General features: G+C 49.3%; 11 protein-coding genes and 2 pseudogenes. 8 read left to right on the top strand and 5 right to left on the bottom strand.

What is annotated here, in order from left to right:
• Nucleotides 1-221: 221 nt before the first annotated feature.
• Nucleotides 222-545: pseudogene (locus HUO07_RS16710) on the top strand (DinB/UmuC family translesion DNA polymerase); the annotation flags it as partial.
• A gap of 300 nt (nucleotides 546-845) precedes the next feature.
• Here the strand turns inward: HUO07_RS16710 and HUO07_RS16705 are convergent.
• On the bottom strand, nucleotides 846-1,997 hold the full coding sequence (locus HUO07_RS16705) for an IS701 family transposase (RefSeq protein WP_176304500.1): 1,152 nt from the start codon (nucleotides 1,995-1,997) through the stop codon (nucleotides 846-848).
• Nucleotides 1,998-2,136: 139 nt separating this feature from the next.
• Nucleotides 2,137-2,660, bottom strand: a pseudogene (locus HUO07_RS16700) (IS30 family transposase); the annotation flags it as partial.
• A 376-nt stretch (nucleotides 2,661-3,036) separates the two neighbouring features.
• Between HUO07_RS16700 and HUO07_RS16695 the strand changes: the two are divergent.
• The 5 genes from HUO07_RS16695 to HUO07_RS16670 all read left to right on the top strand — a co-directional run bounded on the left by HUO07_RS16695 (nucleotide 3,037) and on the right by HUO07_RS16670 (nucleotide 10,859).
• Nucleotides 3,037-4,017, top strand: a complete 981-nt coding sequence (locus HUO07_RS16695; RefSeq protein ID WP_176304499.1) for a TAXI family TRAP transporter solute-binding subunit — start codon at nucleotides 3,037-3,039, stop codon at nucleotides 4,015-4,017.
• Between the two features lie 85 nt (nucleotides 4,018-4,102).
• The gene (locus HUO07_RS16690) at nucleotides 4,103-6,262 is read left to right on the top strand and encodes a TRAP transporter permease (RefSeq protein ID WP_246286745.1); all 2,160 of its coding nucleotides are present in this window, start codon (nucleotides 4,103-4,105) and stop codon (nucleotides 6,260-6,262) included.
• A gap of 108 nt (nucleotides 6,263-6,370) precedes the next feature.
• Nucleotides 6,371-7,801, top strand: a complete 1,431-nt coding sequence (locus tag HUO07_RS16685) for an aldehyde dehydrogenase family protein (RefSeq protein ID WP_176304498.1) — start codon at nucleotides 6,371-6,373, stop codon at nucleotides 7,799-7,801.
• 58 nt (nucleotides 7,802-7,859) lie between these two features.
• A complete protein-coding gene (locus tag HUO07_RS16680) occupies nucleotides 7,860-9,020 on the top strand; it encodes an iron-containing alcohol dehydrogenase (protein WP_176304497.1) in 1,161 nt (386 codons plus the stop codon).
• An 831-nt stretch (nucleotides 9,021-9,851) separates the two neighbouring features.
• A complete protein-coding gene (locus HUO07_RS16670) occupies nucleotides 9,852-10,859 on the top strand; it encodes an AbrB family transcriptional regulator (RefSeq protein WP_176304496.1) in 1,008 nt (335 codons plus the stop codon).
• A 76-nt stretch (nucleotides 10,860-10,935) separates the two neighbouring features.
• On the opposite strand, the gene HUO07_RS16665 is transcribed toward HUO07_RS16670, so the two are convergent.
• The gene (locus tag HUO07_RS16665; RefSeq protein WP_176304495.1) at nucleotides 10,936-11,622 is read right to left on the bottom strand and encodes a GntR family transcriptional regulator; all 687 of its coding nucleotides are present in this window, start codon (nucleotides 11,620-11,622) and stop codon (nucleotides 10,936-10,938) included.
• Nucleotides 11,623-11,777: 155 nt separating this feature from the next.
• Here HUO07_RS16665 and tcuA point away from each other — a divergent pair, with 155 nt between their 5' ends.
• Nucleotides 11,778-13,202 (top strand): FAD-dependent tricarballylate dehydrogenase TcuA, encoded by a 1,425-nt coding sequence (gene tcuA, locus HUO07_RS16660; RefSeq protein WP_176304494.1) that lies wholly within the window; start codon nucleotides 11,778-11,780, stop codon nucleotides 13,200-13,202.
• Nucleotides 13,189-14,298, top strand: coding sequence for a tricarballylate utilization 4Fe-4S protein TcuB (gene tcuB / locus HUO07_RS16655; RefSeq protein WP_176304493.1), 1,110 nt, complete (start codon nucleotides 13,189-13,191; stop codon nucleotides 14,296-14,298). The genes tcuA and tcuB overlap by 14 nt, the downstream gene beginning before the upstream one ends.
• Nucleotides 14,299-14,824: 526 nt before the next feature.
• Here the strand turns inward: tcuB and HUO07_RS16650 are convergent.
• Together HUO07_RS16650 and HUO07_RS16645 are read right to left on the bottom strand one after the other, a co-directional pair.
• On the bottom strand, nucleotides 14,825-15,448 hold the full coding sequence (locus HUO07_RS16650) for a flavodoxin family protein (RefSeq protein WP_176304492.1): 624 nt from the start codon (nucleotides 15,446-15,448) through the stop codon (nucleotides 14,825-14,827).
• A 43-nt stretch (nucleotides 15,449-15,491) separates the two neighbouring features.
• The gene (locus tag HUO07_RS16645) at nucleotides 15,492-16,628 is read right to left on the bottom strand and encodes an MBL fold metallo-hydrolase (RefSeq protein ID WP_217908939.1); all 1,137 of its coding nucleotides are present in this window, start codon (nucleotides 16,626-16,628) and stop codon (nucleotides 15,492-15,494) included.
• Nucleotides 16,629-16,898: the final 270 nt, after the last annotated feature.

Below are 16,898 nucleotides of genomic sequence, written 5' to 3'. Positions count from 1 at the left end.
CCGACCTCAAGCAGATACGCAAGCGGTTCTCCATGGTACAGAAGCGCTTCGTGTGGTAACTGCGCGGTGAAAACGCCATTACCTTGGATGACATGAGCCTGCCTAAACAGCAGATAATGGTCTCCCGCAGCTTTGGGCGGCTTACTTACAGCCCCCACGGTCTACGTGAAGCACTTCGAACGCATGCGTCACGCGCAGGAGAAAAGTAACGCAAGCAGGGCAGCGTCACGTCGGCCGTGATGGTGTTTATGCGTACCAACCTTTTTCGTACCGATTTACCCCAGTATCGCGAACGCACCGTGGTGACGCTTGAAGATGACAGCCATGAGCTTGTTGCAGCGTTCATTCAAGGACTATGCCATCTCTGGCGCAAGGGATTTGGCTATCCCAAGTTAGGCGTGATGTTGCTCGATCTCTCCTTCAAATCAAATCGTCAGCTCACGCTCGACGAAACACCGCAAACCGAGGCGGAGGCCATGCGTAGCGAACAGCTAATGGCGACTATCGATAAGCTGAATCGCGAGCTTGGGCTTAGCACTATTTAATTAGGCGTGCCACGCCAGAGCAATGCGTGGACGCTGCGCAGTGAGCGGCGGAAACCTCATTACACCACCTAGTACTGCAGTTGTAGATAGTCATCGAGAGACAAGGTAATGATGCTTCCTTTTGTCCGTTGGCGTCTTACCCAGTGATAGTACTGGGTGACACGCTGGTGAAGTCTTCTCCAACAGGACCAGTGCAGCAGCGCATCTTCCAGCCGCCTTCGTCGCTGGGCAATGGGGGTAAGGCACAACCATCGCCGCATTTCAGTCAGGGAGAGAACGATGGGCCTTGCCCACCCAGGTTCAGCAACAGGCTTTTTTTAACTGATGTCGGCGCAACGTGACCAGCAGAGCATAGGCCGCCATCACCAGCGTGATATGGCGATACCAGCCACGCCAGGTCCGCACCTCATACTGATCCAGTCCCAGTCGTGATTTGCTTTCCTGGAAACAGCGCTCGATATTCCACCGGGCCCCAGCCGCCAGCGCGAGGTCTTCGAGCGACGTACCGCAGGGTGCGAAGGTGAAATACGCTGTCAGTTCCTGGCCGACGTCCAGGGGACGCCTTACCAGCACCCCACGCTGCCATTCCTCGAAAGGCCCCGGGTTCACCGGCAGAAATACCCAGTCATACTCTCGGGGCCACTGGCTACCCGCCCCGGCGCTGAGCCGGATCCAGCCGGCGTTCCCAGGCAGGGTTTCCAGCAGGTCGCCCACTTTACGTTGTTCCAGCCCCTGCCAGACATACGCCTTGCGGCTGACCGCAATCACATAGCCTTGACCGCGCTCCTCCAGGGTCCAGCGCAACTGAAAGGACTCGCCATAAACAGCATCACCCGTCACCCAGCGGGCCGTGATGCCACTATTCAGCGCCCGGTTCAGCATCTCTCGGGCCAACGTCGTCTTGGGCATGTGACTCACCTCCTCCGGAATACCCGCCTGGCGGCAGCGTTCGCGATCGTCTGCCCAATCCCGGGGCAGGAAAAGGGCGCGATCCATCAATCTCTGCCCCCAGCAACTGGCATAGCCGAGGAACACACCAATCTGGCAGTTCTCGATCCGGCCTGCGGTTCCGCTGTACTGGCGCTTGAGCCCTGCCGAATGGCGACCTTTCTTGAGGAACCCGGTTTCGTCCATTATCAGCACCCCGTCATCGTAGCGCAGAGCCTCGTAGACACGCTGTCGCACAGCATCGCGCACGCCGTCCTCATCCCAGCGAGCCCGGTTGATCAAGTGCTGGAAGCCGTAGGGGTGTGCGTCGTCCTGGTGTTCCGCCAGCTGCCAACTGTTGCGTCGTTCGACGTCGCCCAATAGGCCCCGCAGATAGGCACTGAGGCGCTTCCGAGCCTCGGCGCGTTTGACGTAACCGCCCAGCTCTGTCAGCCATGAGGATAACGCTGATTCCCAATCACGGGTCTGCTTACGCATGTTTTCAAGGGTCAGTTCGTTCAGCATCGGGCACCTCGTTCACTCACGAGTTGTGATCAACGGAGTATAGATTTTATCTACAACTGCAGTACTAATGGGGAGAGTTAATAAGAGTGCCTAACAAGACAAGAGGGCAACCGGTGATTTTCAACGGCGGTCTCAGGTCTCAAGTGCAACGCTTTTGAAGGATGCTTGGGCTGGCGATGGACTTCTTGAGTACCTTAACGTTGACTCCTAGCGGCGTGCGCCAGTCCAGAGTCTTGCGTGGCCGTGTATTCAGTGAGACGGCGATGGGGTCAAGCGCTCCCTGGCTGTAGACCGACAGGTCCGTGCCCTTCGGCAAGTACTGCCGCAACAGACATTGGTATTCTCGTTGGAGCCCTGCTGCCATGAGCTATGCGGGTCAGCAAAGTAGATCGCCGTCTCAGTCTTCTGCGTGATCTCGGCATGTTTCACCATCTCTCTGCCCTGGTAATAGGTTATGGAGAAACGCAGGGAGCGCGATACCTCATTGAGCTTGTCGCTGAAGCCAACGGCTGCCGCCGTGGCAGTGGTACCATTCAATTTCACCAGGGTTAACAACCGTGTGGCGTGCTTTACCAGCGTATCTATGGCAGAGCGATTGTTAGCAACAATGATGAGGTCATCCTCCCAGCGGCCAGGTATCAGTCGTTCTTCGATCTTAGGAGGCGGCATGGATGCTGAACAGCTCGTGAATCTACTGGCATCGTAGCCCTTGATAGGGTCGATGGTGTGGCGAGCGAGTACCTGCGACACGGTCCAGATGACTGACGATGGCTTGGTCTTCAGCGGTGAGATAGCGGTATCAGTGGATCATGGCAATACCGTACCTGATAGGACAGGTGCAGCACTTGGTCATTGAGACCACCTATCCTCAATTCCATCATAATATAATTGGACTAAAGTTCTATATATGGGATGTGTAGAAGTAGGGTTAACTGAAAAGGTATTCAAGTGTATTCATTTGAATAATGCTTTAAGAAGGCCGTAATGTGAAAGTTTTTCATTCATTAATCAAAACAAAAATATTTTTAGGAGAGCTGACATGAAAATGAAAAAAACAAATCTTGCTGTGGGTGCTATCTCTCTTGCTATTAGCTCCATTGCTTTTGCTAACGAAGATAGATCTGATTGGCCGTCCAGCCTGGTCATGGGTACGGCCAGTCAAGGTGGGACTTATTATATTTATGGAGCAGGATTGGCTAACCTCATTAGTCAAGAGCTTGATATCAATCTCGGGACTGAGGTAACGGGAGGCCCCGCGCAAAATGTCAGTATGGTGCAGATGGGGGAACATGATTTTGGCCTCACTACATTAGGTCCGGCTCAAGAGGCTATTGAAGGTAAGAGTCCTGTCATGGCCGGTGTAGAGCATGAAAATATTCGCGCTGTTATTCCCATGTATTCGTCCATTTTTCACTATGCCGCACTGGAACAGTCCGGAATTACATCGGTGGCCGATCTTGAAGGTAAGCGTTTAGGTGTTGGGCCTGCTGGTGGTACAAATAGTGTCTATGTTCCGAGAATACTGGAGTTTCTTGGTTATGATGTTACCACTATTGATGGTGGTATCTCTGACCAAGGCGGACAAATTCAGGACGGTCTGCTCGATGGGTTTGCTCAGGCTGGAGGTGTACCCCTTGCAGCCATTAGCCAGTTAGAAGCTCAGGCTGAGGTCAATATTTTTGCTTATAGCGAAAATGAGATTGAACGTTTACTGGAAGAGTTCCCTGTGCTTTCTAGAGCAGATCTACCTGCTGGGGGTTATGCATCCTTGGATGAGGATGTTCCAACGGTGGCAATGTGGAGCTTTGTTATCACACATGCCGATGCTCCTGAGTCGCTTGTCTATGAAGTAGTAAAAACTGTGATGGAAAACTCTGAGGCTGTTGCTCAGATTCATCGCTCTGCCGAGGAAACTGTGGCAGAAAATTATATTAATAATTCTGCTATTCCTTTCCACCCAGGTGCGGTGCGCTGGTTTGAGGAAAATGGATATGAAATTCCTGAAGATTTGAAGGGGTGATCTGAAAAATTTGAATAGAGAAATAGGGATATAGAGAAAAGGTACTACCTCTATTTCTCTTTATTGAATCACTAAATGTGCTTTCATGATGAGTAATGAAATTATGAGTAGCGATAATGCAATGCCTCCAGTGAGCAGTGCAAGTGTAGATGAGATTAAACCGGCTGAGAATGAGCGTCTTCTTAGTGGTGTTGCTGCCTCTGCCCTATTTGTAATATGTGTAGGGTATGTTGCATTTCATTTGTATGCGTTAAATATCCAACCTGTTGAGCCTTGGAAGTTTCGTCTTATTCATGTTTCTGTTGGATTATTAATTGGTTTTTTAGTATTCAATTCCTCCAACAGTTTTTCCTCTCAGGGTGCTTCCTTTGGTAGAGGAATGGGGGTCGAAAGAGCTTCTTTTATTTTATCATCCTGTGTGTTGATAATGGTATTAGCAATATGGTTACGCATTCCAAGTGTAGTATTCGACGAGCACAGTGAAATTTTTAATAATTTTCTGTCCGGTATTTCTTTAGCAGCAGTAGTTGTTTCTCTTTTGTCTAGCTATTTTTATAAGACCGAACGAGGGCGTATGAGCAGATCGGATACTGCACTAGGGATTATAGCTCTAGCAGTTGGTATCTATATTATACAGTCGCTCGGGCGTTGGAATATGGTTGCTGGCACGCCGATGGCTAGCGATGTGGATTTATACATGTCGCTCATAGGAGTTATTCTTATACTGGAGCTGACTCGCCGCGTAGCAGGAATGGCTATGGTAGTAATTGCTTTAGTATTTATACTTTATGCATTTCTAGGCCCTTGGCTGCCAGGAGTTCTGGAGCATAGAGGGTATAGCTCAAATAGGTTTTTCACTTACCTCTTTACTGATAATGGTGTGCTTGGGCCAACGGTTTCTGTTTCCTCAACTTATGTTGTGCTATTCATCACTTTTTCTGCATTTCTGCAAAAATCTGGTGTTGGGGAGTTTTTTGTAAACTTTGCTTTCTCTATGGCGGGGCGCTCCAGAGGTGGGCCCGCAAAAGTATCGGTACTTGCCTCTGCAATGATGGGGATGATAAACGGTACTTCGGTGGGTAATGTCGTTTCCACCGGGCCTATGACTATACCCCTTATGCGGCGAGTTGGCTATGATGCTCGGAATGCTGGTGCCACTGAAGCAGGCGCTTCTACCGGTGGGCAAATAGCGCCCCCTATAATGGGAGCCGGGGCCTTCATCATGGCTGAGGTGACAGGTATTCCATATACTGAGATAGCAGCGGCTGCTGTATTACCCGCTGTATTTTATTTCCTCTCACTCTATTTCATGCTGGATTTACAAGCTCAGCGACTGGGTATTCGAGGCTTATCGCGAGAAGAGTTGCCTAACCTGAAGGGGTTGCTGAGAAAAGTCTATCTTTTCTTGCCCATTATTATCTTGGTTGTATCTCTTTTTGTTGGATATTCTGTTATTCGCGCTGGTACGCTGGCGATTGTAGCTGCTGCAGTGGTTTCTTGGTTTACTCCGTATCGAATGGGACCGAAAGAAATTTTAAACGCTTTGGCCCTTTCCGCTAGGATGGTAGTGCCTCTTATTGCGGTTTGTGCCTGTGCAGGAATAGTCGTGGGGGTAATTGCTCTGACGGGGATTGGAGCGCGCTTCTCATCGTTGATACTTGGGGTTGCGGGTGACAGCCAATTGATTGCGCTAGTGCTGGCTATGATTATTAGCATCATCATGGGGATGGGGTTGCCGACTACAGCTGCCTATGCACTTGCCGCTTCAGTTGTTGCTCCAGGTCTTCAATCCATGGGTATCCCTCCGCTAGTAGCTCATTTTTTCGTTTTCTATTATGCAGTGATTTCATCTGTTACACCGCCTGTTGCTCTAGCAGCCTTCGCTGCGGCTGGGATTTCAGGAGCTGATCCACTGAAGACCTCCATTGCCTCATTTAAACTTTGTATTGCAGCTTTCTTGATGCCGTTTGCTTTTTACTATAGCCCGGCGATACTCATGCAAGGTGAAGGCTTTATTCAGATTCTGCGCGTTTTAATTACTGGTTCAATAGGAGTGTTTTTTCTAGCTGCTGCGGTTCAGGCTTGGTGTTTTAAAGCACTAAATATCATTTTGCGAATCATGGCTTTTGCGGTTGGGGTGTTAATGATGCTTGGTAGCGTAGAAACGGATGTAATAGGTGTGCTGATGGCAGTAGTGATATTAGGAATACAGTTTAAGTTAAAAGACCATAGAAAGCCTGCATAGGTGATTGGTCTTGCCAAAATAATGGCCCTAAGGTTGGCTAGAGCTACTCAATAATCCTAGCCAACTTCCTGCTTTCGTAAAGATTTAGAGTGTCTTTAGGAGATTCATATGAGCAATAAATTTCAAGACTGTAGTCAACTGCTGATTGATGGAGAGTGGGTAGAAACGTCTGATCGGTTTCCAGTCGAAAATAAGTATAGCGGCGACGTAGTAGCTAATGTTTGTAGTGCAACTTCCGAACTAGTCGATATGGCGATAGATCGAGCAAAGAATGCGTTGATGAATAGTGTGCCTGCACCGCATGAACGGGCTTCGATTCTTAGGGGGGCTGCTATCTTGCTAGAGGAAAATAGATCTCGCTTTATAGAACTCATGGTAATTGAAGCTGGCTTCACGAATACTGATGCTGCAAGTGAAGTAATGCGGGCGGGTCTAACACTGCAACTCTCTGCCGATGTTGCTGCGACGCTTTGTGGTCATAGTGTTCCTTTCGGTGCTCATCCTGGCTCTGAACAGCGTATCGGTTTTACGGTGCATGATCCGATTGGCGTTGTATGTGCAATAACGCCGTTCAACTCGCCGCTAAATACTGTTCTTCATAAGGTTGCACCGAGCTTTGCAGCGGGCAATCCTACTGTTTTGAAGCCGTCTCCTTTGACACCTCTGACTTCTGCATTACTCGGTAAAATCTTGCTTCAGGCAGGAATGCCGAAAGGGTACCTCCACATCGTTCAGGGTGATCAGCACGTTGCTGAACGACTTCTGACTAATCCTGATATCGCATTTTTTACTTTTACGGGATCAACTCGGGTTGGAAGAATCATCCAGGGCCATGTTGGATTGCGGCGCAGCCAAATGGAGCTAGGGAGCATAGCTTCCACCATCCTATGCGCTGATGCTGATCTGGATAGGGCTCTACCTAAGATTGCTAATGCTGGGTTCCGAAAGGCTGGTCAGGTGTGCACATCTGTACAAAGACTATATGTTTCACGAGAAGTCTTAGCAGACGTTGTGCAGCGGCTTACCGTGCTTGCCCAGGAGATGGTTGCGGGAGATCCACGTAATGAAGAAACGCGGGTTGGCCCTATGATTAGTGAAGCATCTGCTGAAAGAGTAAATGACTGGATATGTGAAGCTGTATCAGCTGGGGCAGTTCTGCATTGTGGCGGTCAGCGTAATGGTCGTCTAGTGCATCCCGCGGTTCTTACAGGCGTTCCTTTTGAAGCCGATGTCTGGTGTTCAGAAGTTTTTGGCCCAGTAATCTCCGTGTGTCCGTTTGATACGTTAGACGAGGCAATTAAAGCAGCAAACGATACCGAGTTTGGCCTTGCTGCTGGGATATTTACCCGTGATCTTGACAATGTGCGAGCAGCCATGAGTGGCTTGAAGTTTGGCACAGTACAAATCAATGAAACATCATCGGCCCGTGCTGATGTCATGCCATTTGGAGGAGTCAAAGCCAGCGGATTTGGTAAAGAAGGACCAGCCTATGCAGCTAAAGAGATGACTGTTGAGCGTCTGATTGTTCTCAATCCATGAGCTTCTGTGGCTGCCACGTAAATACTAGGTATCTACAGCTTAATAGAGGGTGCTAAAAATGCTTTTGAACCAGTCTTCATATTTTTGCCCAACACAGATTGTTCTCGGTGAAGGGTGTTTCCGTCAGCTGCCTTCATTGCTGGCGGAGAAACAGGCTAGGCGCGTCCTGTTTGTGGTAGATCCTGCATTAAAAAAGCAAGAATTTGTTCAAGAAATTCAAAAGGAAATGGACAATTTAGGTGTTAAGTTTGCTGTCCATGCTGAAGTGAGCCCTGATCCGATGGACACTGAGGTTTCCAATGCTCTTGAGGTGAGTGAGTCTATCGGTGCAGACCTGGTACTTGGTGTTGGAGGGGGGAGTGCATTGGATGTCGCCAAAGCAGTGGCTATTGTGGCGACTAACGGAGGCCGTATTCATGATTATACAGGGATCCGTATGTTCGCCACCCCTCCTTTACCATTGATTGCACTGCCGACGACGGCGGGGACAGGATCGGAAGTTTCGGGGTCATGTGTGATCACTGACACGGAGAGTGGTATGAAAATGTCCATCCGTCATGCAGAGCTAAATCCTGCACGTGTGGCTATTCTTGATCCTCTAGTACTTGCTAGCTTACCCGTTTCGGTGGCATGTCATTCAGCACTGGATGCTTTTGTTCATGCATTTGAATCGTATATTTCAAGAAATTCAAATCCAGTAACTGACGGTGTAAATTTGCATGCGATTCGGCTAATAACAGATAATATTCGTCCATTTGTTGCCAATCGCTCGAATAGCCATGCGGCTTTGAACATGCTATGTGGATCGAACATGGCTGGAATGACCTTTGGACAGACGGGGTTAGGCAATGTGCACTGCATGGCGCGTTTTATTGGGGCGCGTTACCATCTGTCACACGGTCTATCTAATGCTCTGTGCTTGCCAGTTGTTGCTCGTTACAACATGATCGCATCTCCCGAACGCTATGCACAAGTTGCGAAGGCTATGGGGTGTCAAATAGAAGGCCTTTCCGTGCTGGAGGCCGCTGAGTTGGCGATCGACGCTATTGAAGCACTTTGCATAGATTTAGGTATCCCGAGGCACCTTGCTGAGGTAGGGGTGAAGGAAGGCGATATTGATGAATTAGCGGACCTTTGCGCTGAAGCAGGATATGACCGCTGGAACCCCCGCTCTACGACTAGGAATGATTTCGTCAATCTTTTCAAAGCTGCGCTTTGAAAATTGCTATTTGGATTGCTGCGTAAGTAGGGTGTGTATTGATGATTGATTACGCTTATACATGTCTTTATGCACTTGTAAAAATTTGGATGATGTTGTGTTTATAGATAAATATCATTTGTTTTATTTTATTGTGTCATTAAGTTAAAAAATATCATTTATTTATACGTCAATAATATACAAAGCCAGAGAAGGTGAGTTATTTGACAGTATCCACCCATTTTCGAGTGACCTTTGGGCTAAAATCCCTAGGGATAAGTGCCTATGTATATTTTCGTGCATTACAGATGGTAAAAAAACTGCCATTTGTCAGTGTTCTATGCCTGACTTACTTTTTCATAGGCACTTAGTTACACTACACCTTTTGATGGTTTTAAATATAGTGGAATTTGCAGTGAAGGTGAAATTGAAGCTGTTAAGAAGTATCTGGAGGTAAAGAATGATGAATTTCTATTGACTTAGAGATACCAAATCTTTATCAGGCAATATTAGAGCGTTTAAAGAGCTTTCGCTGTATACAATAAATTTTTTATGAAAAGCCGTAAGTGCGTCATAAAACCCATCTGCCCACATTAACGTTGGCTGATCAATCACACTGCTGATCTCTTATGCTTTGGAGATCATCATGAGCCGTTAACTCAATCCCACTCAAGCGTTTTGGCTAGGCCATCTGTACTATGCCGCCGCGTTGAAAATACCTTTGCTCGATTAAAATCGTATCGTGCCATCGCGACACGAAACGATAAACTCAAGCGAAACTACGAGAGCATGGTGGCCTTGGCCTGCGGCTTTTTATGGCTACCCATGTGCAGCATCAACAGGCCCTAAGTTATGAATGTTTTTTGTAGTTTGGCGATAACACTAGTATGCGGCCTATTCGGTGCCTCGATAGCACAAGCGCTAGGTATACCTAGCGCTTGGCTTCTTGGGCCTTTATTTTCTTCTGTCTGTCTCGCCCTACTGAAATGGCCAATAGTGTTTCCTCTTTGGCTTCAAAATATAACTGTATTTGTTATAGCTATTAATATTGGTGGAGCCTTGGATGTTCATGCGGTTTCATCTATTTGGCGTTGGTTTCCTAGTATACTTGGCATGTTTTTTTCGCTTTGGTTGACATTTATCTCAGTATGCTTTGTTTTGCGACGCATTGGTGGCTTTAATAAAAGCTCGGCTTTTCTTGCAGCATATCCTGGTCACTTGGTGTTAATGCTGCAATTTGCTAACGGTTCTAAGAAAGACTTACATGCTATTACTATACTGCAGAGCTTGAGAGTTGTCTTTTTGGTGACTGTTATGCCTGTCATGCTGCATGGGATGTCATTTAATGAGGTTAATCTCAAAGATGAGTATATTAACTGGGGGGCTGTGCCTGTCGTCGTAGCAGTTGCATTTTTTGGTATTGTAATAGTTCATTACATTCGGCTACCAGCCGCCATAATGATAGGAGCAATCTTGGGGGCTATGCTAGCCTCAATTTCTGGAGTTTCATTAGGCGGTTTGCCAAGTGAAATAGAAAAGACCATTCTCCTTTTTACCGGTGTGATGATTGGGTCTAGGTTTGTTAATGCTGATTGGCGAATGTTGGTTAATATGCTGCCAATTTCAATTTTAACCATCATCCTGGCGTTAGGGATATCCTCAGCAGCTGCTTTATTTGTTGGAAAAAGCCTTGGGCTTCCATTCGGTCAACTATTATTAGCATATGCCCCGGGAGCAGCTGAAGTAATGGCGATTATTTCTTTGACGACGGGATATGACTCCTCGTTCGTTGGTGTGCATCATGTAGTACGTTTGTTGCTTATGGCTGTGCTTTTACCTCTAGTGATTCCAAAAGAGTAGCAAGGCCAGTATGTGGTCACCCATTGAAGAGTGTAGCCCCCAATTTTCTTTGATCTTCTGTTGTGTTGTTTTTTGGCTATTCGTATGGTTCCAAAAATGCCTCTAGACGTGTCTTGTAAGCTTCCCGGATATGGGTGCGGGAGAGCTGCTCTGCAGTTTTGGGGTCACGAGCCTCGAGGGCATTGATAATCTCCTGATGTTCCTTGCGAGCGATCTCTGGCCGTCCTGGTTTGGCTAGGGTGCTGCGCCCCAGTAGCATCATTGATTCCTGTAAAGAATTTAACATCTTCAATAGGTAGCGATTGTGTGCACAGCGATAGAGTGTGCTGTGGAAGAGCTTGTTATTGCGTAGCAAGTCCAAAGTATCAGTGAGCTTGGCATCACGCTCATTGATCTCTCGCAAAAAAGCGATTTCCACCTCTGAAGCATGGCGTGCTGCCAAGCCCGCGGCAGTGCCCTCCAGAACCTCCCGCATCGCGTAGAGCTCACTGATCATGCTTTGGTCGAGCTCGGTGATGATGATGCCGCGCGAAGGGTCGTTGGCCACCAGGCCTTCTAGCTGTAGTCGATTTAGCGCTTCACGCACCGGGGTTCTACTAAGGCCAGTACGCTTGGCCAGCTCGACCTCTCGAATGCGCGTGCCGGGCAGCAGGCTGCCCTCCTTAATGGCATCGATGATGAAGCGATACGCCTGTTCGCTAAGTGGCTCGCCGCGTTCATTGTTGGCTGAGGATTGGGTGCTACCGGTTACTGGCTTCTTCATGTTTGGTCCCATACATATTTTCAGTTTAACTGTGATCTAAAAATAATAATATTTCATTTGAATTCGAATGAATACATTTGTATTCTTTGTGTGGATGGTGGTGGGCGATTCTCACTCAGCCCATGTTTTTCCTGTGAGCTATTTTGGGGGTCAAGATGTTGTCATCGTCTGGAACGCGTCTCAGCGAAGCTGATCTAACTGACCACGATGTTCTGGTTATCGGCGGGGGCAACGCTGCGCTATGCGCCGCGCTGACGGCGCGCGAGCAGGGAGCCAGCGTGTTGCTGCTTGAAAGTGCGCCGCACAAGTGGCGCGGCGGCAACAGCATTCACACCCGCAACCTGCGCTGCATGCACCGCGAGCCCACCGATGTGCTGAGCGATGCCTATCTTGAGGATGAGTTCTTCGACGACGTGTGGCGGGTCACCGGGGGTATAACCAATGAGGCCCTGGCGCGCCACGTGATACGTGCCTCGGAAACCTGTGCCGAATGGATGAAGGACTACGGCGTGCGCTTCCAGCCGTCGCTGGGCGGTACCTTGCACCTGGGGCGCACCAACGCCTTCTTCCTGGGCGGCGGCAAGGCACTGGTCAACACCTATTACCAGGCCGCCGAGCGCCTCGGCGTGACTATACTCTACGAGGCTGAGGCCGAGAGCCTAGTGTTCGACGGCAAGCGCTTCGATCATGCCCTGGTGACCTATAATGGTTCACCACGCAAAGTCAGTGCCAAGGCGGTGGTGATTGCCTCGGGGGGCTTTGAGTCCAACCAGGCGTGGCTGGAGGAGGCTTGGGGGGAGGTTTCACGCAACTTCTTGATTCGCGGCACGCGCTTCAACCAGGGCAAGATGCTGCGTGCGCTGATCGACAACGGTGCCAAGATCATCGGCGATCCAACCCAGGGCCATGCGGTGGCCATTGACGCCCGCGCACCCAAGTACGACGGCGGCATCGTCACCCGAGTCGACTGCGTGTCACTGGGTATTGTGGTTAATCGCGACGGAGAGCGCTTCTACGACGAGGGCGAAGACTTTTGGCCCAAGCGCTATGCCATCTGGGGTCGGCTTATCGCCAAACAGCCCGGACAAGTGGGCTACTCGATCACCGATGCTAAGGCTCAGGGTCGCTTCATGCCCTCGGTGTTTCCCCCCGAGCAGGCCGACACCCTCAATGAGCTGGCGGCCAAGCTCGAGTTACCGGTCGACGCCGTGCGCAAGACCGTCGACGATTTCAACGCCGCAGTGCAGCCCGGCAACTTCGACCACAGCGTGCTCGACGACTGTCACACCTGGGGCGTTACCCCGGAGAAGACCCACTGGGCGCAGCGTATTGATGAGCCGCCGTTCTACGGCTATCCGCTGCGCACCGGCATCACCTTCACCTACCTGGGCGCTGAGGTCGATGACAAGGCGCGCATGTACATGGACAGCGGAGAGCTGTCCGATAACGTCTTCCTGGCCGGCGAGATCATGGCCGGAAACATTCTCGGACAGGGCTACGTCGCCGGCTTCGGCATGACCATCGGCACCGTGTTCGGCCGCATCGCAGGCAAAGAGGCAGGCAGTTATGCAAAAGATTGAAGCGTTAATTGAAGAAACTCGGAGCAATATGACAATTTGCAATGCCTGTCGGTATTGCGAGGGGTTCTGCCCGGTATTTCCAGCAATGGAACGTCGCCGCGTTTTCACTCCCGAGGACCTCAAGTATTTGGCCAATCTTTGCCATAACTGTGGTGAATGCTACTACGCCTGTCAGTACGCGCCGCCCCACGAGTTTGCTGTCAACGTGCCGCAGTCGATGGCCAAGCTGCGCGCCGAATCCTATCGCGACTACGCCTGGCCGGGTCCGCTGGCGAAGCTGTTCGACCGCAATGGCCTGCTCACCGCGCTGGCGTTGGCGGTGGGGGTGACGCTGCTGTTGCTGATTGCAGTCGGTCTCAACGGCGGGCTGGCGGCGCTGGTCACCACCCAGCATGGCGGCGACTTCTACGCGCTGATGCCGCACAACGTAATAGTAGTGACCTTCGGCTCGGTGTCGCTATTCGTGCTACTGGCGCTGGTGATGGGAATGGTACGCTTCTGGAGTGAGAGCGGTGAGGGCGTGGCTGGGCTTGGCGATGCCCGGAGCTGGCGCCAAGCGCTCAAGGAGACCTTCTCGCTCCAGCACCTGCACGGCCAGGGTGAGGTCGGCTGCACCTATCCCGACGCCTACCACTCCCAATGGCGGCGGCGTTTTCACCACTTCACCTTCTACGGCTTCATGCTCAGCTTCGCCGCCACCGTTACTGGCACCATCTATCACTACGTGTTCGACTGGCAGGCGCCCTACGACTTCACCAGCCTGCCGAAGCTGTTAGGCACCCTGGGCGGCATCGGCCTGTTGATTGGCCCGGCGGGGCTCCTGTACCTCAAGCTGGTGCGCGATCAGAATACCGCCGATGTACGCCAGATGGGTATGGACGTGGCCTTTATCGCGCTGCTGTGGCTAACCGGCTTCACTGGCCTGGCGCTGATGCTGTTGCGCGAGACCTCGGCTATGGGTGTAATGCTAGTTGTACACCTTGGGGTAGTGATGGCACTTTTTATCACCATGCCCTACGGCAAGTTCGTACACGGTTTCTATCGCCTGCTGGCGGTGTATCGCAACGCCTTGGAGCGCAACCGCAGCAGTCACTAATCGTAAGACTTCTTGTTGATTTTCAACCCAGTTGTGTGTGCCACAGCAATATCAGCTAAACGAAAGAAGTTGTATGTGCGATATGAGAAACAGTTGAAATTATGGGGGAGCCGACCCTGCATGGGCTGGCTTCAAACCACCCCGTGAGGCATGGGTTAGAGAATGTTGCTGTGAGCGTAGGGGGAAGGCTTATTCATGTGGTGAGTCAGGTACGAGCCGAGAAGGCGCCCACAAGCGAACCATCGACAAAGTGTCAAAATTAATAACTGATATCAAAACCGGGGGCCTCAACTGTCCCCGGGATTAGTCCAATGGGAACCTGTTTACTGGGTGGGCGGTGTCGGGTATGGAGATGGCGCGAGCTAGTTTCAGCGAAACTGAGGGAACTCGATTTCTTGATGTTAAGGGAGAGCATCCAGTGCAGAAAAGCAGGATGCAGAGTGCCGAGTTACGGATCGAGGATCCTCTGCATTTCTTGGAATCATGGTAATTAAAATATAAAATTACTTATGTTAACGTAGTCTTCTCATCTTAAGGCTGAATAGCCTATGCTTTCCAACCAAGCTAAAACGTCAGCCTCAACTTCTTCTTGTCGTTCATTTTTTATAGCTAGTAGAATGCCATCCCTTTCTAAACCACCCTTCGTCTCAAATGCTTCTAATATCTGGCATCCAGCACACAATTCTTCAATAACCTCCAATGTGCTGCCTAAACCGTAACCACCATTAGTATTAAAAGGGATAACGGTTTTCCCGCTTAAATCATATTCACTCAAGAAGCTTTTCATTGGCGGAGGTAGTGTCATGTCCCAGGTAGGAAAGCCAATAAAAATGGTATCGTATTGCTCTATATTACCGATGGTTGTCTCAAGAGGAGGAAGGTACCCCGTTTCATTCTCTTCGTCTACTTGAGATACGATAGACTCATAATCTTCAGGATAGGGCGATTCTAATGCTAGCTCAATAAGTTCTCCGCCCACTGCTTCATGAATCATAGAAGCGACGGCTTTCGTATTGTTGGTACGTGTTAAATAGACAATTAAATTCGCATCGTCGCTTTGAAGGTCACTCTCACTCTCCTGTTCTTGCGCGTATAGAGTGGAAGAGGCTGATAAGGTAGCCATCAATAAGGTAAAACGAAAATAAAGCATAGGGTATTATCCATTAAATAGACGGTTTAATAGCCAATTATTCTTAGTCATCTGAAGTGTCGTCGATATCCCACCACTGGGTGAAATCAAGCTCTGACAAAGAATCTAGCTCAATAACTTCACCAATACGTGGAGTTAACAGCCCGAATGGTTCATCTTGGTCAAGACCTGCCAACTGGTTAAATGGGTCGTCCCAATCGTGAAAGGCGAGCGAAAACCTTCCTACATGAGCCGGTATAACCCCCGTCGCCCTTAGGTCGCGGCCCGCTTGAGCGGCATCTTCAGGCATCATGTGCGTAAAACGCCATTGTTCATCGTATTGGCCTGCATCTAGCATGGCTACATCTACTGCGCCTAACGCATTGGCTATAGCTTGAAAGTGGCTTCCATAGCCGCTATCACCACTGAAATACAGTTGCCTTTGTGGTGATTGAATGCCAAAAGATACCCAAAGCGTCTGATTACGTTGAAACAGGCGGCCTGAATAATGACGTGCGGGAAGTACATGGATAACTAGTTCGTCATCCAGGCTTATTTGAGTGTTCCAATCGGTTTCAATAATCTGATCATTATCAAATCCCCAGCTTCGAAAGTGTGAACCCACACCCAGCCCTACGATAACGTTATCGATTTGATCCTGTAACGCCATCACCGTGGGATAATCCAAATGATCCCAGTGATCATGGGAAATTAAGACATAATCGATATCAGGGATATCTTCTACGGTATAGATGCTCGTCCCTTCAAATGCTTGGATGTTGAAGGGGATAGGTGAGGCATTTTGACTAAGGACTGGGTCGATTAAAATACGTTGCCCCGCCACTTGTACATAAAATGAGGAGTGCCCTAACCAAACAATGATGTCTTCGCTTTGTTCTATTTCATGTAAGTTTGTCTTTACTGTAGGTAACGCCTGTGAGGGTGCTCTTCCGCTATCTCCAGTAAAGAAAAAGTCTAACCAGCCGCGATCGGAGTCTGATTCCATTGTGATCTCAGGGATTGGCTCTAGGTTATGAAAAATCCCGTCTGAATAATTTGGAGATTGTTGAAAAAGCGCTAAGCTCTCTTGATCGGGCGGCGCACCAAATTTTGGAGATTGAAGGTAAGCATACCCAGCTACGCCAATTGATAAAACCAGAAGTAATAGAACACCTAGAATTTTTTTCCAACTAAATTTCAACTACATACCCCTTCAAGTGAGTAGCGATTTTAGACCGATACGCGATTGATTTTTAAAAATATGTATCAGATAGCATCACCATAATGCCATGCCGTAATAAGCATTAGAGGTATAAATTGGGATGTGGCTATGAATTTAACTCATCAATAGTAAGTACCTGATCTAAAGTTTTCGTGTAATATCCATGCCAGGATTTCTGACACGGACAGAACCATGGAAAAACGCTTCGTTGCCCCTCTCACTGAACCTGAACAACAGACGCTGACCTCC

This window comes from Vreelandella maris, from assembly GCF_013371085.1.
In the GTDB taxonomy this organism is placed as follows: domain Bacteria; phylum Pseudomonadota; class Gammaproteobacteria; order Pseudomonadales; family Halomonadaceae; genus Vreelandella; species Vreelandella maris.
The sequence above is the reverse complement of the archived record's forward strand: the minus strand, read 5'-3'. Positions and strand labels throughout refer to the sequence as shown.

Coding starts and splice junctions, on each gene's coding strand:
- HUO07_RS16705 (WP_176304500.1), bottom strand. CDS start 1,997: ATGCTGAACGAACTGACCCTTGAAAACATGCGTAAGCAGACCCGTGAT.
- tcuA (WP_176304494.1), top strand. CDS start 11,778: ATGTTGTCATCGTCTGGAACGCGTCTCAGCGAAGCTGATCTAACTGAC.
- HUO07_RS16685 (WP_176304498.1), top strand. CDS start 6,371: ATGAGCAATAAATTTCAAGACTGTAGTCAACTGCTGATTGATGGAGAG.
- HUO07_RS16670 (WP_176304496.1), top strand. CDS start 9,852: ATGAATGTTTTTTGTAGTTTGGCGATAACACTAGTATGCGGCCTATTC.
- HUO07_RS16650 (WP_176304492.1), bottom strand. CDS start 15,448: ATGCTTTATTTTCGTTTTACCTTATTGATGGCTACCTTATCAGCCTCT.
- HUO07_RS16690 (WP_246286745.1), top strand. CDS start 4,103: ATGATGAGTAATGAAATTATGAGTAGCGATAATGCAATGCCTCCAGTG.
- HUO07_RS16680 (WP_176304497.1), top strand. CDS start 7,860: ATGCTTTTGAACCAGTCTTCATATTTTTGCCCAACACAGATTGTTCTC.
- HUO07_RS16695 (WP_176304499.1), top strand. CDS start 3,037: ATGAAAATGAAAAAAACAAATCTTGCTGTGGGTGCTATCTCTCTTGCT.
- tcuB (WP_176304493.1), top strand. CDS start 13,189: ATGCAAAAGATTGAAGCGTTAATTGAAGAAACTCGGAGCAATATGACA.
- HUO07_RS16665 (WP_176304495.1), bottom strand. CDS start 11,622: ATGAAGAAGCCAGTAACCGGTAGCACCCAATCCTCAGCCAACAATGAA.